The sequence below is a fragment of the Actinospineispora acaciae DSM 45401 genome (genome assembly GCF_000620785.1).
GTDB lineage: Bacteria > Actinomycetota > Actinomycetes > Mycobacteriales > Pseudonocardiaceae > Pseudonocardia > Pseudonocardia acaciae.
Genome location: NZ_JIAI01000003.1, coordinates 66404 through 85306 on the forward strand (window position 1 = coordinate 66404; position 18903 = coordinate 85306).

16 protein-coding genes are annotated in these 18903 nt (G+C 73.4%); 9 read left to right on the top strand and 7 right to left on the bottom strand.

Annotated features, from left to right (window positions below; genetic code table 11):
* The first annotated feature begins 4 nt into the window (after positions 1-4).
* Complete coding sequence (locus N912_RS0117115; protein WP_028923369.1) at positions 5-562, top strand: helix-turn-helix domain-containing protein; 558 nt, start codon at positions 5-7, stop codon at positions 560-562.
* Here N912_RS0117115 and N912_RS52580 read toward each other — a convergent pair.
* A complete protein-coding gene (locus tag N912_RS52580) occupies positions 559-1479 on the bottom strand; it encodes a LysR family transcriptional regulator (RefSeq protein ID WP_051580344.1) in 921 nt (306 codons plus the stop codon). The genes N912_RS0117115 and N912_RS52580 overlap by 4 nt on opposite strands.
* A 118-nt stretch (positions 1480-1597) precedes the next feature.
* Here N912_RS52580 and N912_RS52585 point away from each other — a divergent pair, with 118 nt between their 5' ends.
* Entirely contained in the window at positions 1598-3040 is a 1443-nt protein-coding gene (locus N912_RS52585; RefSeq protein ID WP_211261283.1) for an APC family permease, read from the top strand.
* On the top strand, positions 3037-4380 hold the full coding sequence (locus N912_RS0117130; RefSeq protein ID WP_028923370.1) for an aminotransferase family protein: 1344 nt from the start codon (positions 3037-3039) through the stop codon (positions 4378-4380). The genes N912_RS52585 and N912_RS0117130 overlap by 4 nt, the downstream gene beginning before the upstream one ends.
* On the opposite strand, the gene N912_RS52590 is transcribed toward N912_RS0117130, so the two are convergent.
* Entirely contained in the window at positions 4300-5844 is a 1545-nt protein-coding gene (locus N912_RS52590) for an apolipoprotein N-acyltransferase (RefSeq protein ID WP_064745306.1), read from the bottom strand. The genes N912_RS0117130 and N912_RS52590 overlap by 81 nt on opposite strands.
* Positions 5845-5975: 131 nt before the next feature.
* Between N912_RS52590 and N912_RS52595 the strand changes: the two genes are divergently transcribed.
* Positions 5976-7112, top strand: coding sequence for an esterase/lipase family protein (locus N912_RS52595; RefSeq protein WP_051580346.1), 1137 nt, complete (start codon positions 5976-5978; stop codon positions 7110-7112).
* On the opposite strand, the gene N912_RS0117145 is transcribed toward N912_RS52595, so the two are convergent.
* Together N912_RS0117145 and N912_RS0117150 are read right to left on the bottom strand one after the other, a co-directional pair.
* On the bottom strand, positions 7087-8475 hold the full coding sequence (locus tag N912_RS0117145) for an FAD-binding oxidoreductase (RefSeq protein WP_037065231.1): 1389 nt from the start codon (positions 8473-8475) through the stop codon (positions 7087-7089). The genes N912_RS52595 and N912_RS0117145 overlap by 26 nt on opposite strands.
* A 10-nt stretch (positions 8476-8485) precedes the next feature.
* Positions 8486-9187 (bottom strand): TetR/AcrR family transcriptional regulator, encoded by a 702-nt coding sequence (locus tag N912_RS0117150; protein ID WP_037065473.1) that lies wholly within the window; start codon positions 9185-9187, stop codon positions 8486-8488.
* A 108-nt stretch (positions 9188-9295) separates the two neighbouring features.
* Here N912_RS0117150 and N912_RS0117155 point away from each other — a divergent pair, with 108 nt between their 5' ends.
* A complete protein-coding gene (locus N912_RS0117155; RefSeq protein ID WP_028923373.1) occupies positions 9296-10150 on the top strand; it encodes an SDR family oxidoreductase in 855 nt (284 codons plus the stop codon).
* A gap of 24 nt (positions 10151-10174) precedes the next feature.
* Here the strand turns inward: N912_RS0117155 and N912_RS0117160 are convergent, their stop codons facing one another.
* On the bottom strand, positions 10175-11659 hold the full coding sequence (locus N912_RS0117160) for a flavin-containing monooxygenase (RefSeq protein WP_051580347.1): 1485 nt from the start codon (positions 11657-11659) through the stop codon (positions 10175-10177).
* 77 nt (positions 11660-11736) lie between these two features.
* Between N912_RS0117160 and N912_RS0117165 the strand changes: the two genes are divergently transcribed.
* Together N912_RS0117165 and N912_RS0117170 are read left to right on the top strand one after the other, a co-directional pair.
* Positions 11737-12360 carry a TetR/AcrR family transcriptional regulator gene (locus N912_RS0117165; protein ID WP_028923375.1) on the top strand — a complete coding sequence of 208 codons (624 nt, stop codon included), beginning with the start codon at positions 11737-11739 and terminating at the stop codon, positions 12358-12360.
* A 5-nt stretch (positions 12361-12365) separates the two neighbouring features.
* Entirely contained in the window at positions 12366-13172 is an 807-nt protein-coding gene (locus N912_RS0117170; protein ID WP_051580348.1) for a siderophore-interacting protein, read from the top strand.
* 15 nt (positions 13173-13187) lie between these two features.
* Here N912_RS0117170 and N912_RS0117175 read toward each other — a convergent pair whose 3' ends face one another.
* Positions 13188-14135: an MBL fold metallo-hydrolase gene (locus tag N912_RS0117175; RefSeq protein ID WP_245645347.1), complete on the bottom strand. Its 948-nt coding sequence runs from the start codon at positions 14133-14135 to the stop codon at positions 13188-13190.
* Between the two features lie 81 nt (positions 14136-14216).
* Here N912_RS0117175 and N912_RS52600 point away from each other — a divergent pair, with 81 nt between their 5' ends.
* A complete protein-coding gene (locus N912_RS52600) occupies positions 14217-15143 on the top strand; it encodes a LysR family transcriptional regulator (protein ID WP_084210969.1) in 927 nt (308 codons plus the stop codon).
* Positions 15144-15242: 99 nt separating this feature from the next.
* On the opposite strand, the gene N912_RS0117185 is transcribed toward N912_RS52600, so the two are convergent.
* A complete protein-coding gene (locus N912_RS0117185; protein ID WP_028923378.1) occupies positions 15243-16325 on the bottom strand; it encodes a YVTN family beta-propeller repeat protein in 1083 nt (360 codons plus the stop codon).
* A 513-nt stretch (positions 16326-16838) separates the two neighbouring features.
* Between N912_RS0117185 and N912_RS0117190 the strand changes: the two genes are divergently transcribed.
* Positions 16839-18890 (top strand): SDR family oxidoreductase, encoded by a 2052-nt coding sequence (locus N912_RS0117190; RefSeq protein WP_245645319.1) that lies wholly within the window; start codon positions 16839-16841, stop codon positions 18888-18890.
* Positions 18891-18903 lie beyond the last annotated feature (13 nt).

Consider the following 18903-nt stretch of genomic DNA (forward strand, 5'->3'; position numbering starts at 1 on the left):
CGGCATGGGCCGCGAGCCGAAGGAGATCACCGACCTGGACACCCTGAAGTCGGTGACGCACCCGTTGCGGACCCGCATCCGCGCGGTGCTGCGCCGGGGCCCGGCGAACTCCACGATGCTGGCCAGGGAGCTGGGCGTGAGCACCGGCCTGACCAGCTACCACCTGCGCGAGATGGCCAGGCACGGCCTGGTCGAGGAGGTCCCGGAGCTGGCCAGGGGTCGGGAGCGGTGGTGGCGCTCGGTCGCCAACGACCTGCGGTTCCCGCCGCGCAGCCGGCAGAGCCCGCGGATGCGCGAGGCCATGGACGAGATGAACCGGCGCACCCTGGTCGAGGACCTGGACCTGCTGGCCCGGTTCCAGGCGGCCCGCGACGAGCTGGGCGAGTGGGGCGACGCGTACCTGTTCTCCCGTGGCGAGATCCGCGTCGACCGGGCCGACCTGGAGAAGTTCCTGGACGACTACGTGGCGCTGCTGCACCGTTACCGCCGCCCGGACGACGACCCGGGCGACTGCCGGGTGCTGCGGACCCGGTTCCTGGCGTTTCCGCTGATGGAGGACTAGCCGGGAACGGCGTGCGCGTGCGGCACGGTGGCCAGGTGGTGTGCGAGCGCGTGTGCTACCGCGGTGTCGAAGGTGGTCACGTGCGGGCGGGTGTCGCGGGCCCGGGTGGCGAACGCGACGGTGCTGGCGGCGGCGTCGGGCAGGGGGACGTAGGCCACGCCGGCGTGGTGGAACAGGCGGGCGGCGGTGAGCGGGAAGGTGTCGACGGCCCCGGCGCACGCGATCGCCATCAGGCTCTCGCCCACCGAGCGGACCCGCGCGCCCACGCGGCAGGCCTGGCCGCGGCGGTCGTCGCAGGTCCAGTAGGACGACCAGTCGGCGGGCGCGCCGGTGTCGGCGGCGGCGAACGGCTCGTCGAGCAGGTCGTCCACGGACAGCGCGCCGGCCTCGGCGTAGCGGTGCCGTCGGGGTAGTACCGCGACCCTGGGCTCGGAGAACATCGGGCGCAGCGTGATCCTCGGGTCGTCCAGCGGGACGCGCACGATGGCGATGTCGACCTCGCCTGCGACCAGCCGCTCGACCTGGTCGACCATGGTCAGCTCGACGAACTCCAGCCGCACCTCGGGGCGCAGCTCGCGGTAGATCGAGAAGATCATCGGCGTCAGCTCGCCGGCGGCCTCGGCGAAGCTGCCCACCCGCAGGGTCTGCTGGTGGCGGGGGTCGTGCCGCTTGGCCTCGGCGGCGGCGTCGGTGAGCTGGGCCAGGATCTGGTGGGCGCGCTCGACGAAGGCGGCGCCCGCGGGGGTCAGCCGGACGCGGTGGTGGCGGCGGTCGAACAGCGCGACGCCCAGCTCGCGCTCCAGCCGGGCGATGTGCCCGCTGAACGCGGACTGGGCGATGTGCTCGCGCTCGGCGGCCCGGCCGAAGTGCAGCGTGTCGGCCAACCGGACCGCGTAGCGTAGCTGCCGGACTTCCATGTCTACTCCCTGCGCGGCGGACCCACACGCCGTTGACCAGGCCCAATCGCGTCCGGCGATCCTACGATCGCGGATTCGGCATTGTCCATGCCGGCGCGGCGCTGCCAGAGTCCGGCGCATGGCAGGGCGGCTGAAGACGGCGGCGATGGGCACGTCCGGGATCGTCTTCTTCGTGGTGGCCGCGGCGGCGCCACTGGCCGCCACCCTCGGCGCGGGGCCGGTGGTGTTCGGGGCGGCGGGGCCGGGCGCGCCGGGCATGTACCTGCTGGCCGGGGTGGTGCTGCTGCTGTTCGCGAGCGGTTACGCGGCGATGAGCCGGCACGTCACCAATGCCGGTGGCTTCACCGCGTACGTCTCGTCGGGGCTCGGGCGGCGGGCCGGGCACGCCTCGGCGGGGGTCGCGCTGTTGGCGTACAACTGCATGCTGGTGGGGCTGTTCGGCCAGTTCGGGGTGTTCGCCCAGGACCTGCTGGGCCGTTGGGGGCTGTCCGTGCCCTGGCAGCTGACCGCGGTGGTCGCGCTGGTGGTGGTCGCGGTGCTCGGCTACCTCGAGGTGAACCTGTCGGCGCGGGTGCTGGGCGTGTTGATGGTGGCCGAAGTGCTGGTGCTGCTGGTGTTCGACGCGGCGGTGCTGGTCAGGGGCGGGCCGGACGGGGTGAACCTGCACGCGTTCGCGCCGTCGAACGTCTTCGCCGGGGCGCCGGGGGTGGCGCTGCTGTTCGCGTTCTCCTGCTTCGTGGGGTTCGAGGCGACCACCGTCTACGGCGAGGAGGCCAGGGAGCCCCGGCGGACCGTCCCTCGGGCCACGTACGTCGCGATCGTGCTGATCGGGCTGTTCTACACGGTGACCATGTGGGCGATCGGGCTGGCGTACGGCTCGGCCGAGGTGGCCGCGAAGGCGAGCGCGGACCCGGTGAACTTCGTGTCCGCCGTGAACACCGCGTTCGTCGGTTCGCTGTCCACCGATGTCATGGCAGTGCTGGTGGTGACCAGCGTGTTCGCCGTGCTGCTGGCGTTGCAGAACACGCTGACCCGGTACCTGTTCTCGCTCGGGCGGGCCGGGCTGCTGCCCGAGCCGCTGGGCCGCACCCATCCCCGGTTCCAGAGCCCGCACGTCGCCAGCGTGGCCCAGTCGGTGGTGACCGCGGTGGTGCTCGGGCTGTTCATGGTCGCGGGCGCGGACCCGCTCACGCAGCTCTACGCCTGGCTGGTCGGGCTGGGCACGCTGGCGGTGCTGGTGCTGCAGGCCGGCGCGGCGGTCGCCGTGGTCGGGTTCTTCCGCCGCCGGGGTGCACGCCCGGGGTGGGCCGCGCTGGTGGCGCCGGCGCTCGGGGCGCTGGGGCTGGCGGTGGGGATCGTGCTGGCGGTGCTGAACTTCGACGTCCTGACCGGGATCACCGGCGGGCCGGCCGCCCTGCTGCCCTGGCTGATCCCGCTCGCGGCGGCGCTCACGGTGGCCATCGCCGTCGCCGCCGCCCGGCGCGGACGGCCCGTCGACCTGACCGCGACCGACGCCGTACACCCCACCGACGCCGCCGAACCCAGCAAGGAGCGCACGTGACCGAGCACGAGCTGGTGGAGCGCGACGCCCGCCACGTGATCCACCCGCACCTGCCACGGGGCAGGAAGGAGCGGACGATCTTCGTGCGCGGTCGCGGGTGCACGCTGTGGGACGCGGGCGGGCGGGAGTACCTGGACGCCACCGGCGGGCTGTGGCTGGCGCAGATCGGCCACGGGCGCGCCGAGATGGCCGAGGCGGCCGCCGCGCAGATGCGCCGGTTGGAGTACTTCACCAGCTTCTGGGACTTCGGCAACGACCGGGCCATCGAGCTGGCCGAGCGGCTGGCCGGGCTCGCCCCCGCCGGCCTGGAGCACACCTACTTCACCAGCGGCGGCTCGGAGGGCAACGACGCCGCGATCAAGACCGCCCGCTACTACCACTCCCAGCGGGGTGAGCCGTCGCGGACCTGGATCCTGTCCCGCACCACCGCGTACCACGGGCTGGCCTACGGCGGCGGCACCGCGACGGGCTTCGACGACATGAAGGCCGGCATCGGGCCGCTGATGCCGCACGTGGAGCACCTGACCCCGCCGCACCCGTACCGGTCCTGGCTGTTCGACGGGCAGGATCCGACGGAGTTCTGCGTCGCCGAGCTGGAGGCCACCATCGCCCGGCTCGGGCCGGGGAACATCGCCGCCATGATCGCCGAGCCGATCATGGGCGTGGCCGGGATGGTGGTGCCGCCGGAGGACTACTGGCCTCGGGTCACCGCCGTGCTGCGCCGGTACGGCATCCTGCTGATCCTGGACGAGGTGGTGACCGGGTTCGGGCGGGTCGGCGAGTGGTTCGCCGCCGACCGGTACCGGATCAGCCCGGACATCCTCGTCATCGCCAAGGGCCTGACCAGCGGGTACGCGCCACTGGGGGCGGTCATGACGACGTCCGAGATCGTCGACGTGGTGACCGAGGGGCACGGCTATCCGGTCGGCTACACCTACAGCGGGCATCCGGTGTCGTGCGCGGTGGCGTCGGCGAACCTGGACATCCTGGAGCGCGAGGACCTCGTCGCGGGCGCCCGCCGCCTCGGGGACCATCTGGCCGCCGCGTTGGCGCCGCTGTGCGGGCTTGCGGTGGTCGGCGAGGTCCGGCACGCCGGGCTGGGGGTGGCGGTGGAGCTGGTCGAGGACAAGGACACCCGGCGGCCACTGCCCGAGGGCGAGCGGGACCTGGCCGACGTCATCCGCGACGAGACCGGCGTCATCGCGCGGGTCAGCAGCAGCCACAACCTGGTGCTGTCCCCGCCGCTGGTGATGACCGAGTCAGAGGCGGACAGGGCTGCCGAGGCGGTCGGCACCGTGCTGCGCCGGGTCCGCCCGGACGGGAGCGTCGCGGCCGCCTGAGCGCCGGATCGCGACGATCGCGAGGCCCGCGAGCCCGGCCAGGCACAGCCAGGCGAACACGTCACCGATGGTGGCGTACACCGTCCGGGAGCCCCGGAGCGGAACGTCGGCGACCATGGCCTGGCGGTCGGACGCGAAGTAGTCGGCGGAGGAGAGCACCCGGCCCCACGGGTCGATCGCCATGGCCACGCCCCGGCTGTCCTGGCGGACCAGCGAATAGCCGTTGGACACCGCCTTGAGGACCGCGCGCTCGGTGTGTGTGCGCCCGAACTCGATCCAGTCGTTGGACGGCACCAGCATGACGTCCACCCCGGGTTGCTGGCGCATGAGCGCCGGGAAGTCGGCGTCGAAACAGATCACGTTCGCGAGCCGCCCGTACGGGGTGTCGGCGGTGGGGACGCGGCCGTCGCCGGGGGCGAAGTTGTCCATGTACGGCACCGGGTGGGCCTTGCGGTACTGCCACGCCCGGTGGCCGGCCGGGTCGATCATGACGGCCTCGTTGTGGATCTCGCCGCTCGTGTCCTGCCTGGTCACGAAGGCGGCGTCGACGTAGGTGCCGGTGCGTGCGGCGACGTCGGCGACGCGGGCGAGCAGCTGGTCGCGCTCGGAGGCCAGCGTGGAGGTACCGCCCTCCGGCCAGACCACGATCTTCGCGCCGGCCCGCGCCTCGCGTTCGGTGGAGGCGAGCAGGTCGTCGGTGGTGATCGCGGACGCGCGCCTCACCTCGGCCGGGGCCGCGCGCCGCAGCGAACCGCCGCCCGGCGCCAGCACCGCCTTGGCCGCCGCCTCCGCCGAGCGCGCCGCGCTGACCCCGGCCACCCGCACGGTGCCCTCCGCCGGGACCGACGCCGCCAGCCGCACGCTCCCGGCCACCAGCACCAACCCCAGCGTCACCGCGAACGCCAGCACCGCCGCCCGCACCCGCGCCAGCTCCGGCCACCGCTGCCACACCTCCGTGGCCACAGACGCCGCCCAGGCCATCAGGAAGCTCACGCCATAACTCCCGGTCACCGACGTGACCTGCAGCAACGCCAGGTTCGCGTGCTGGCCGCCGGCCATCGTGCCGATCACGTCGCCCATCGGCGTCACGGTGGCCAGCGCGAACTCCGCACCCACCACCGCCGCCGGAAACACCACCGTCCGCGCCACCGCCGAGCCCAGCCTCGGCGTGACCAGCCGATCGACCAGGAACGCCAGCGCCATGACCAGCCCGATCGCCACGCACAGCAGCGTCATCGGGGTGAACGCCGGCAGCCCGATCTCGTAGAGGTAGAGCGGCCACACCACCGCCATCGCCACCGCGAGCGCGACCGTCCCGCCGAGGACCCGGCCGCCCCGGGCGAACCGCAGCAGGAACACCGCGTACACCCATCCCGCCGCCGGCACGTACCACGGCCCGTGCTGCGCGAAGACGAACAGGATCGTCCCGACGACCAGCATCGACCAGCGCGCTGAGGTTGCCATGCGCCGACCGTAAGCTCGTACCAAACACACTTGCAAGGTTAATTTGCATCCTGTTGCCGTGGCACGAACACGGCCGGATGCGTCACCCTGGGCGCATCGAAGGCGACCGAGCACGAGACGAGATCGGCGGCGTGGCACGCCTGGTGGGCCAGGCCGTGGGCCTGGTCGCGCGCCCCGGCGAGCGCACCCACCGGGCGGTGTCCGACCGCGTCTTCGCCGCCCTGGGGCCGCTCGGCCGTCCGGTACGAACAGGGCACGACGCCGTCACCACGATCACCTACCGCGCCGTCCGAGGCACCGCGCTGCTGGCCGGCGAGGCGGTGGCCGCCGCGTCGGCGCTGTACGGGCCGCGCCGACCGCTGCTGGACCGCTCGGCGCTCGGCTCGGGGGTGGTCGCGGCGGTGAACGGCCTGCTCGGCGACCGGCTGGCCGCGCAGGGCAACGACCTGGACCTCGGCATGGCGTTGCGGCATGCCGGCCGCGACCTACCGGTCCGCACCGCCGACCTGCGCGCGGCGTACCCGGCGGCCGGTGGGCACCTGGTGCTGCTGGTCCCCGGCCTCGGCGAGACCGAGCACGCCTGGCGCTTCCGCCGGTCCCGCCGCGAACCGGAGCGCCCGGACTACGGCACCCGGCTGGCCGCCGACCTCGCGGCCACGCCGCTCTACCTCCGGTACAACACCGGCCGCCCGCTGGCCGTGAGCGCCGAGGCGCTGAGCGAGCTGCTGGCCGCGCTGGTCGAACGGTGGCCGGTCCCGGTGCGCCGGATCGACCTGATCGGCCACTCGATGGGCGGCCTGGTGTGCCGGCTGGCCTGCGGGCACGGCGTGGCGGCCGGCGCCCGCTGGCCCGAGCTGGTCCGGCACGTGGTCTACCTGGGCAGCCCGCACGCCGGCGCCGCCCTGGCCAGGGGCGCGGCCGCGGTGGCCGGCCTGCTGTCCGCGCGCCCGGCGAGCAGGGCCTGGGGCGAGTTCCTCGACCTGCGCTCGGCCGGGATCCAGAACCTGAGCGGCGGCCTGGCCGGGCTCGACTGCCCCCCGCTGGCCTCGGCCGAGCACCACACGGTCGTCGCCGAGCTGACCGGCTCCGAGCTGCTCGGCGACCTGCTGGTGCGCTCGACCAGCGCGGACATCGGCGTGGGCGACCGGCTGCGGATCGCCCCGGCACACCACCTCGACCTGCTCAACCACCCGCTGGTCCACCGCGCGCTGCGCGACTGGCTGGGCGAGCGCGACCGGCCGGTCAGCCCAGCACCTTGCCGGGGTTGAGGATGTCCGCCGGGTCCCAGGCCGCCTTCACCGCGCGGTGCAGCCGGATCGCGCCGGGCCCGAGCTCGCGGCGCATCCCCCGGCGCTTGAGCAGGCCCACACCGTGCTCCCCGGTCACCGTCCCGCCCAGGTCGATCGCGGCGTCCACGATCTCCTCGAACGCCGCCTGCGAGCGGCGACGGGCGTCCTCGTCACCCGTCGGCGTGATCATCAGCGGGTGCAGGTTGCCGTCGCCGGCGTGCGCCACGTTCGCGATCAGCACCCGGTGCCGGGCGCCGATCTCCTCCACCCGCGCGAGCATGGTGGCCAGCTTCCCCCTCGGCAAACAGACGTCCTCGGTGAGGATGGCGTCGCCGCGCTGCTCCAGCGCCGGGTAGGCCAGCCGGCGGGCGTCGAACAGCGCCTCGGCCTCGACCTCGTCGGTGGAGGCCACCGCGTCCCGTGCCCCGGCTTTGGTGAACTCCGCCAGGATGGCCGCCGCCTCGGCCTCCCCCGCCGGGCCGGGCAGGTCCGACTGGGCCAGCAGCAGCGCCGCCGCGTCGTCCGGCAGCGACATGTGCTTCCACTCCTCGACCGCGCGCAGGCAGTGCCTGTCGATCAGCTCGAAGATGGCCGGCTGCAGCCCGGCGGCGGTGACGTTCGCGACGGCCTCCCCCACGCGAGCGAGCGTGTCGAAGAACCCGACGACGGTACGGGTGGGCGCGGTGCGCAGCGGGCGCAGCCGCACGGTCACCTCGGTGATCACCGCGAGGGTGCCCTCGGAGCCGACGAGCAGCCCGACCAGGTCGTACCCGGCCACCCCCTTGGCGGTTCGCCGGCCCAGCCGGACCACCTCGCCGTCCGCCGTGACGACCTCGAGCGCGAGCACGTAGTCCCTGGTCACGCCGTACTTCACGCAGCAAAGCCCGCCGGCGTTGGTGGCCACGTTGCCGCCGATGGTCGACCACGGCGCGCTGGCCGGGTCCGGCGGGTACCACAGCCCGTGCCCGGCGGCCGCCGCCCGCAGCTCGTCGTTGACCACCCCCGGCTGGACCACCGCCAGCCGCTCGGCGGGGTCGATGCGCACGATCGCGCGCATCGCCTCCAGGCTGAGCAGCACGCACCCGTCCACCGCGTTCGCCCCGCCGGACAGCCCCGTCCCGGCGCCGCGCGGCACCACCGGCACGCGCAGCTCGGCGGCGGCTTTGACGGCGGCGGCCACCTCGGCGGTGTCCCTGGGCCTGACCACCACCGACGGCGTGCCGTGCGGCGCCCACTCCGCCTCGTCGTGTGCGTAGCCGGCGGTCAGCGCCGGGTCGGTGAGCACCCGGTCGGCGGGCAGCGCGGACCGCAGCGCGGCCACGATCGGAGGGAGTGCGGGCATCCGTCCATCCTCACCCGCCGCGGCCGCCGCTGTCGACGATGCCGGTGAGGACGGTCTCGACGAACCAGCGCGCGCGTTGGTCCCCGGAGCCGGTGGTCATGGCGGCCCGCATCCGGTAGGTGTTCGGGTATTGCTCGGCGGGCAGCGCGGCGTAGGTGGCCCGCAGGGACGCGACCTCCGTCGGCTCCCGCGCGCCGCGCCGCCGGTAGGTGGAGTCCTCCAGCGCGGCGGCGTTGACGTAGAGCATGAGCTGGTCGACGGCCCACGCGGCGGCCTGCTCCTCGACCTCGCCGCGCGCCAGCAGCCCGAGGACGACCTCGGTCAGCGCCAACGCGTTCGGGCCGGTCGGGATCGCGCCGAGCGCCACCCGCGCGATGCCGCCGTGCCGGCCGATCACGGTGATCGCGTCGAGCAGCAGGTCGGTCAGCTCGGCGCGCCAGTCTCCGGCGGTTTCGGGATCGGGGTCGGGCAGCGCCAGCTCGCCGAGGACGCGGTCGTACGCGGCGGCGAGCAGCTCGTCGCGGTTGTCGAAGTAGACGTACAGCGAGCCGGCGGCGGTGTCCAGTGCGCGCGCGAGCCGGCGCATCGTGACCCCGTCCAGGCCCTCGGAGTCGAGCACCTCGATCGCGGCGGCCACGATGCCGGCCCTGGTCAGCGGCGGTTTGGCCGGCCGGGCGCGCCGGCTGACCGGTTCGGGCGCTGAGGTGACCACGGGCACGAGCTTAACGGGGTGCCCGAACGGTGTCCGTAACGTACGCTGTTCGTCGATGAACATCGTTCGTTACAAACACCGTTCAAACCGGGGACGGAGCCCGTACTCATGACCATCCTGATCACCGGCGCCCGGGGAACCGTCGGCGCCGGGCTGCTGCACCGGCTGCACGACCTCGGCCACGACGTCCGCGCCGCCAGCCGAGCCCCACAGTGGCTGGACACCCCGCCCGGCGTCGCCGTGACCACGCTCGACCTCGCCGACCCCGCCACGTTCGCCCCCGCGCTGGCCGGCGTGACCGGCGTGTTCCTCTACGCCGAGCCCGCCGGCATCCACGACCTGCTCACCGCCGCCTCCGCCGCCGGGGTCGAACGGATCGTGCTGCTGTCCTCCGACTCCACCACCGAGCCGAACGCCGAGTCCGCGCCGCTGGCCCGCCACCACCTCACCGTCGAGCGCGCGGTCCAGGCCTCGCCCATCCCGGCCACCGTGCTGCGCCCCGGCGCGTTCGCCACCAACGCCCTGTCCTGGAGCGGCGCCATCCGCACCGGCCAGCCCGTCGAACAGGCCTACCCCGACGCCCGCACCAGCCCGATCCACCCCGACGACATCGTCGATGTGGCCACCCTCGCCCTGACCACCGACACCCTGCTCGGCCAGGCGATCACGCTCAGCGGCCCCGAGCCCCTGAGCTTCCGCGACCAACTGGCCATCCTCTCCGACCTCACCGCCCGCCCCATCGAGCTCCACGAACTGACCCGCACCCAAGCCCACCAGCGCATGACCGCGCACATGCCCACCCCGATCGTCGAGTCCCTGCTCGACTACTGGGCGGCGGCCCAAGCCCGGCCGGTCTCCGCCGAGCATGCCGCCGACCGCATCACCGGCCGCCCCGCCCGCAGCTTCCGCACCTGGGCCACCGAACACCTCGACGCCTTCTGTGGACAACCCGTGAGTGGTTAGCGTTGCTATGACAACGCTAACCACTCACGGGGTCAGGACGAGGTCGGCGGGGTCGGCGTGGCGGGTGCGGCCACGGAAGCGGAAGGTGAAGTCCGGCCACAGCGTGCGGTTGACGCCGTTCTCGTCCAGGTACCAGCTCCGGCAGCCGCCGCGCTGCCACACCCCGCCGGCCAGCTTCTCGCGCAGCTCGGCGTTGTAGGCGGCCTGCCGTTCCGGGCGGGTGTCCAGGGCGCGCGCCCCGCGCCTGTCCAGCAGGTCCAGGCAGTCCAGCACGTACGCCACCTGGGACTCGATCATGTACACCATCGAGCTGTGGCTCAGCCCGGTGTTCGGGCCGACCAGCACGAACAGGTTGGGGAAGCCGGCCACCGTGGTCCCGAGGTGCGCCTCCGCGCCGTCCCGCCAGGCGTCGGTCAGCTTGACCCCGTCGCGGCCGACGATGGCCAGTTGGGCGAACGCGTCGGCCACCTTGAAGCCGGTGCCGAAGATGATCGTGTCCACCTCGTGCTCGGCGCCGTCGGCGGTGACCACGCCGCGCTCGGTGACGCGCACGATGCCGTCCGTGACCACGTTGACGTTGTCCCTGGTCAGGGCCGGGTAGTAGTCGTTGGAGATGAGCACGCGCTTGCAGCCGAGCGTGTAGTCGGGGGTCAGGGCGCGGCGCAGCTCGGGGTCCGCGACGGCGCGGCGGATGTGCAGCTTGGCCAGCAGCTCCAGGCCGGCCATCAGCGCGGGGTTGCGGAAGCCGACCACGCGCGCCTCCAGCCGGGCGTAGATAGCCGCCCGGTAGAGCCGCTGCAGCGCCGGGAACGCGCGGAACGCCCACCGCTCGGCGGCGCTGATCGGGCGGTCCACCTTGGGCAGGATCCACGGCGGCGTCCGCTGGAACAGCGTCAGCTCGGCGGCCCGCTCGGCCACCGGCGGCACGAACTGGATGGCGCTCGCACCGGTGCCGATCACCGCCACCTTCTCACCGGTCAGGTCGTGGCCGTGGTCCCAGTGCGCGGAGTGGAACACGGTGCCGTCGAAACGTTCCAACCCGTCGATCTCGGGCACGGACGGCTCGTGCAGCGCGCCGGTGCCCCAGACCACGAACCGGCAGTCGATCGTCTCGCCGCCCGCGGTGTCGATGCTCGTTCCGCTTGCGCTCCTCTCGGTGTGGACGGTCCAGCCACCGGACTCGGCGTCGTACTCCGCGCCGGTCACCGTGACCCCGTAGCGGATCCGGTCGCGCAGCCGGTAGCGGTCCGCGAGGTCCTCCAGGTACGCCCGGATCTCCTCCTGGCGGGCGAACATCCGCGTCCAGTTCGGGTTCGGCGCGAAGGAGAACGAGTACAGGTGCGACTGCACGTCACAGGCACACCCCGGGTACGTGTTGTCCCGCCAGGTGCCGCCCAGGGTGTCCGCCTTCTCCAGCACGACGAAGTCGTCGCGCCCCTGCTCGGCCAGCCGGATGGCCATGCACAGCCCGGCGAACCCGCTTCCCACGATGACCACGGACCTGCGCATCTTCGTCTCCAACCTACCGGGAGTAACCTACTCTCGGTAACCTACCACGAGTAACTTACCTGCGGTAGGCTGATGTGATGGACGACAAGAGGCCGGCCCGTCGGCGCTACAGCCGGGCCGAGCGGGAGCGGCAGATCCTGGACGCGGCCGCCGAGGTGTTCGCCGAGCGCGGCTACCACGCCGCGTCGATGGACGCCGTCGCCGAGCGGGTCGGAGTCACCAAGCCGGTGCTCTACGACCACTTCGGCTCCAAGGAGGGCCTGCTGCTGGCCTGCATCGCCCGGGCCCGCCAGGAGCTGCTGACCGTCACGTCCAAGGCGGTGGCCGCCGCCAGCAGCCAGGAGGACATGGTCCGCCGGGGATTCCGCGCGTTCTTCGACTTCCTGGACTCCCAGGGCGGCTCCTGGACGCTGCTCTACGAGGGCGCGACGACGCCGGTGGGCGCCGCCCTGGAGGCCCTGGAGGACATCCGCCGCCAGCAGACCGAGTTCGTGGTCGGCCTGCTCGGCCTGCAGGCGCCGGGCGCCGACCCGCGCCGCCTGGAGGGCTACGCGCAGGTCATCGTCGGCGCCAGCGAGCGGCTCGCGCTCTGGCGGGGCCGGCGCGGCGACATCAGCGCGGACGAGGCCACCGAGTACCTGATGGACATGGTCTGGACGGGCATGGCCGGAAAGATGGACCGGGGCGGCGCGCGACAATAGCGGCGATGACCAGTATCGAACCCACCGTCACCGAGGGCACCAGGCACGCCGCGCACCGCACGCTGCGGGTGCTGCGCACCGAGCGGGTCACGCCCAGGATGGCCCGCGTCACCCTCGGCGGTGAGGAGCTGGCCGGCTACCCCCCGTTCGCCCCCGACCAGCGGATCAAGCTGTTCTTCCCGGTCGCCGGCCAGAGCCGCCCCGCCATGCCCCGGGCATCCTCGGGTGGCCCGGTCTGGCCGCCGGGCGAGCCGCGCCCGATCATCCGCAGCTACACCGTGCGGCGGTTCGACCCCGACGCCGGCGAGCTGGACGTGGACTTCGTGCTGCACGGCGAGCACGGCCCGGCGGCGGAGTGGGCCGCGCGCGCCGAGCCCGGCGACTGGGTGGGGGTGTCCGACCCCGGCGGCCGCTACCGCCCCGACGCCTCCGCCGGTGCGCACCTGATCATCGGCGACGAGTCCGCGCTGCCCGCGATCGCCACCGTCCTGGACGCGCTGCGCGACTTCGACGGCCCGATCGAGGCGTACATCGAGGTCGCCGACCCCGCCGAGGAACAGCCCCTGCCCACCACCGCGGCCACCCGCCCGCACTGGCTGCACCGGGGCGACGCCCCACCCGGCCGCCCGCTGCTCGACGCGGTCCGGGCCGCCGAGCTCCCTACCGGCGTCCCACCGAGCCGCTGCCAGGCCTGGCTGTCCGCCGAGGCGACCGCCGTGCGGGACATCCGCGCGCACCTCCTGGACGACCGCGCCCTCCCCCGCCGGATGATCTACGCCACCGGCTACTGGCGCGCCACCCGCCCTCGCTGACGTCTCCGCGCCCGGTCAGGGCCGGCACGCGGCGGGCACCGGCGCGGACGACTCGGCCAGCAGCTCGCCGACCACCGCCTGGATGTTGCGCTGCCGCAGGTCGGGCAGGGACGCGACGCTGGGGTGGTCGGCATAGCGCCTGTCCAGCTCGGCGATGATCGAGCGTTGCTCGTCCGGCGTGACCTCGCGCCCGCCCGGTGAGGCGTCCGTTGTCGAGGGCCTGACCAGCGCCCGGACCGTACGCAGGTAGTCGCGCTGCGCGTCGATGAGCGCGGCCGGTTCGCCGGGTGCGCCGTGCCCGGGGTAGAGCCGCTTCGCCGCCGGGAACCTGGCGCGCAGCTGGTCCAGGCCGGTCAGCCAGCCGCAGGTGTGCCCTTCCAACAGCGCGGGGGTGACGCGGTTGCCGACCAGGTCGCCGGCGAACAGCGCCCCGGTGTCCGGACGGTAGTAGGCCACCGCCGTGACGTCCTCGCCCGCGCCGAACTCCGCGGTCTCCAACCGAAGCCCGCCGGCGTCGACGGTCGCGCCGGGGGCGAGCAGGTGGTCCGGCACGACCGGCCTGGCCGGGTGGTCGTCGCCGAGCTGCTGGTGGGTGAGGGCGTAGAAGCCGAGCGGGTCGTCGCGGACGGTCTGGGTGGTCACGGCGTCGGCGTAGATCGGCGCCGTCGGATAGGCATGGTGGAACACGGCGAGCCCGCCCACGTGGTCCGGGTGCGGATGGGTGACCACGATGGCCACCACCGGCCGCCCGGTGGCCTGGATCCCGGCCAGCGCGCGGCGCCCGTCGGACAGCGTGCGCAGCCCGTCGACCAGCACCAACCCCTCCGGCGCGGTCATCCAGTAGACGTTCACCGAACCAGGGTTGTCCGAGGAGAACACCCCCACGGCGGCGTCGGCGGGCTGCCCCGCGCACCCGGCAAGGACCGCCGAGGCGACCACCGCGAGCAGCGCTCTCATGTTCATCGACACCCGGGGAGTGTGTGGGCATCGCGTTGCGGAGATCAATAGCCGTTCGTGCATCGCAGCGAGTAGCATCGCTCATCGATGTGGGAAACGGTGGAGCTGCGCGAGATCCGGGTGTTCCTGGCGCTTGCCGAAGAGCTCCATTTCGGACGAACCGCCGAGCGGCTCGGCCTCACGCAGTCGCGGGTGAGCCAATCCCTGCGCGGGCTGGAGCACAAGCTCGGCGGACAATTGGTGCATCGAAACAGCCGGCGCGTCTCGCTCACGCCATTCGGCGAGCGTTTCCGCGCCGAGGCCGGCGATGCCTATGGCCGGCTGACCGACGTGCTCCGGCGCTCGTCCCCGGTGAACGGCCGCATGTCCGGAACCCTGCGGTTGGGCACCTTCGAACCGTGCTCGGCGGGGCCGCACCTGCTGGCGATCGTGGAGGCCTTCGAGGCGCGCCACACCGAGTGCGATGTCCTGGTCACCGAGATCTCGCACGGCACCGACCCGCTCGCCGCCCTGCGCCGGGGCGACGTCGACCTGCTGGCGATCCGGCTCCCGCTCGGTGACGCGGACGTCGTCATCGGCCCGGCGTTGACCCGCGAGCCCAGGGTGCTCGCGGTCGCCACCGACCATCCGCTGGCCGCGCGGGAGTCCGTCCACATCGACGACATTGCCGACAACGCCGTGACCGAATGCGCCGGCGTGCCGAAATCGATAATGGAAGCGTTCATCCCGACCCACACGCCGAGCGGGCGGCCCATCCCCCGAATACCGCGCAGCCCGGTCAAGCCTTTCGAACTGGCCGCCCTGGTGGCGAGGGGAAAGGTCGTCCACCCCACGGTTCCGTCCTTCGCCACCCACTTCGGACAGCCCGGAATCGGCTACGTGCCGATCACCGGAATGCCGCCGCTGGAATCCGCGCTGGTGTGGCCACGCGGCCGCGCCGACCGCCGCCGGGACGAGTTCGTCGACATCGCGCGCCGAACCCTGGCCGACCACCGCGAAGAACGGCTCCGGTGACCAACGTTTCCCCAGCTCACGACCCGTGAGTGGTAAGCGGTGCTATGGCACCGCTTACCACTCACGGCATCTGACCAGCGGAAACGTGGTGGAGGTCGCCTACCGGGTAATGCCGGTGTGCCCGAGCGAGTAGCGGCCGGTCTGCGGCCACACGCACAGCCCGTGCGGCCCCCTGCCCACCGGGATCCGCCTGATCAGGTGGCCGTCGTCGGTGGAGAGCACGTACACCGCGTTGTCGTACCGCCCGGACAGCCACAGCTGCTTGCCGTCCGCGCTCAGCCCGCCCATGTCCGGGCTCGGCCGCCCCCCGCCCATGTGCGCGCCGCCGCCGCTGTGCACCATCTCCGCGCCGGCCCGCCCGCCCGGGATCTGCCATGTGGTCAGCGGCGCGCCGGTGTAGGCGTCGAGCACGCTCACCGAGCCCTCGTGCCGGTTGGTCACGAACAGCCGCTTGGCCTCGCGGTCGAGGTAGAGCCCGTGCGCCCCACCGCCGGTGGGGATGTGCCGGATCACCCTGGTGGCGGCGCCGTCGACCACCCACACGCCGTTGGAGTCCGAGTCGGCGATGTAGAACACCGAGCCGTCGGGGGCGAGCTTGACGTCCTGCGGGCCCATGCGGCGGTTGCGGTGCGGCATGTCGATGACCCGCAGCAGCCTGCGGCCTGGGACGTCGACCACGGCGGCCCTGCCGTCGAACTCGCAGCTGAACAGGGCGGTGCGGCCGTCCGGGGTGAAGTCGGCGTGGTCGATCCCGGCGCAGTTCGGGGTGAGCGTCTCGGCCTGGATCTTCCAGGTCCTGGGGTCGTACCAGATCAGCCGCCGCCGCGCCTCGGCGACCACGATGGCCGAGGAGCCGTCCGGCGCGAAGTACATGTTGTACGGGTCGATGACCGGGATGCGCGGGCCGGGCAGGCCGGTGTTCGGGTCGAACGGGGTGACGGTGTTGCCGAGGTCGTCGGTGGCGTACAGCGTCCGCATGTCGTGCGAGGGCACCACGTGCTGGACCTCGATCCCGGCCGGGTACCTGCCGATTACCTCGAAGCTGGCCTGGTCGATCACCCAGACGTCGCCCGACTTGGTGTGCGGCACGTAGACCAGCGGCTTGGCGGTCTTGACCGCGTCGTTGAGCTTGCCGGCGGCGGCGTCGGAGTACACGTTGCGCGGATCGGACACCGGCGGCATCCCGGGCAGCGGACCGGTGGCCGGTTCCGTTGGCGCCGGCGCGGGCGGAGCTGGGGCGGGGGCCACGGGCGGGGCCGGAGGGGCGGGAGGTACCTGAGAAACAGGAGGAGCAGGCGCGGCACCGGGGACCGGAGCGGGAACGGGGCCAGGCGCGGGAGCGGGAGCGGGCGCAGCACCAGGAACCGCTGCGGCGCCGGGAGCGGAAGCCGGCGGGGACCCCGGAGCGGCCGGCGGCGTCTCAGGCTTCGGACCCGAGTCCGCGCATCCGGCCAGCACCAGCGCGAGCAATACGGCGCCGCCGCGCCTTGTCCAGCGGGTTCGGGGGCGAATCGCTCGCACGGGCGGTGCGGACTTCCGGAGCACGGCGGGCAGCGTAGCGTCCACTCTCTGAGAAACCGCACCAAATTGACCAAGGCCACGCCGGACGAGGGCCACCGGCTCCGCCCGATCGAGCCGGACCAACCGGTGATCTCCGTGGCACACTGACCCCTGGCCACGGGGCTCACCGCCCCGATGCGCCCGACCTACCTCGGAGTGACGATCATGCGCTACCTGGTCACCGGCGGCACCGGGTTCCTGGGTCGGCACCTGCTGGCACGGCTGCTCGCCCGCCCCGGGAACGAGACGGCCGAGATCACCTGCCTGGTCCGCTCGCCCGAGCGCCTGTCCGCCCGCACCGCCGACCTCCCCGGCCACGAACGCCTACACGCCCTTCGCGGCGACCTCACCGTGGACGGCCTCGGCCTGACCGACGACGACCTGGCCGCGCTGAACAACGTCGACCACGTCGTCCACCTGGCCGCCGTCTACGACATGACGGCCAGCGACGCGGCGAACCGAGCGGCCAACGTCGAAGGCACCCGCCGGGTGGTCGAACTGGCCGAACGCATCGGCGCCGGCGTCCTGCACCACGTGTCCTCGGTCGCGGTCGCCGGCGACCACCGCGGCCGGTTCACCGAGTCCGACTTCGACGCCGGCCAGCACCTGCACTCCCCGTACCACGCCACCAAGTTCGCCGCCGAGGCCCTGGTGCGTGCCCAGACCGGCGTGCCGTGGCGCGTCTACCGCCCGGCCATCGTGGTCGGCGACTCCCGCACCGGCGAGATGGACAAGGTCGACGGCCCGTACTACCTGCTGCCCGCCATCGACACCGTGGCCCGGATGATCAAACCGGCCGGTGCGGCCGGCCGCGCCGCGCCGATCCCGGTCCCCGACCTGGGCGCCACCACCGTCGTCCCGGTGGACTACGTGGCCGACGCCATGGTCGCCCTGATGCACCGCGACGGCCTCGACGGCCGCGCGTTCCACCTGGTCTCCCCCGGCCCGCAGCCGGTCGCCGAGGTCTACAACTCCCTGGCCGAGGCCGCCGGCGCACCCAAGCTGGCCACCGTGATCCCGAACGCCGTGGCCGCGCCGGCCCGCTCGCTGGCCAACCTGGTTGGCGACCTGCTCGCGCGCGTACCCGAGGTGACCGAGCTGCGCGACGCGGTGCTCACCGAGATCGGCATCCCGCCCGAGGTGTTGCCGCACCTGAGCTTCCCGACCGTGTTCGACGACACCCAGACCCGCGCCGCCCTGGCCGGGACCGACATCCACTGCCCCGACTTCGCCGACTACGCCCACACGCTCTACACCTACTGGCGCGAGCACCTGGACCCCAACCGCGCCCGCCGCCCCGGCCCGCGCGGCCCGCTGGACGGCCGCACCGTGATGATCACCGGCGCGTCCTCGGGCATCGGCAGGGAGACGGCGCTGCGCGTGGCCAAAGAGGGCGGCATCCCGCTCCTGGTGGCCCGCCGCGGCGACGAGCTGGAGAAGGTTCGCGGCGAGATCGAGGAGGCCGGCGGCCGCGCCGGCGCGTACACCTGCGACATCACCGACGCCGACTCGGTGGCCGAGCTGGTCAGCGCGGTGCTGGCCGACCACGGCGGGGTGGACATGCTGGTGAACAACGCCGGCCGGTCCATCCGCCGCTCGGTGCGCCTGTCCTACGACAGGTTCCACGACTACGAGCGCACCATGGCGATCAACTACTTCGGCGCGGTCCGCCTGACCCTCGCGCTGCTGCCGCACATGTCGAGGCGCCGCTTCGGGCACATCGTGAACGTCTCCTCGATCGGCGTGCAGACCAACCCGCCGCGCTTCTCCGCCTACCTCGGCTCCAAGGCCGCCCTGGACGCGTTCGCCCGCGTGGTGGCCAGCGAGACCTACGGCGACGGCATCACGTTCACCACCATCCACATGCCGCTGGTCCGCACCCCGATGATCGCCCCGACCAACATCTACCGCGCGTTCCCCACCCGCTCGCCCGACGAGGCCGCCGACATGGTCCTGGACGCCCTCAAGCGCCGCCCCAAGCACATCGGCACCGCCCTGGGCACCATGGGTTCGCTGGCCTACACGCTCGCCCCCCGAGCCACCGACGCCCTCCTGCACGTCGCCTTCCGCGTCTTCCCCGACTCCGCCGCCGCGCGCGGCGACGAGGCCAGCGCCGCCACCGAGATGTCCGCCCTGTCCCGCGGCGCCCGCGCCATGGCCCGCGTCCTCCCCGGCATCCACTGGTAACCACTCACGGCCC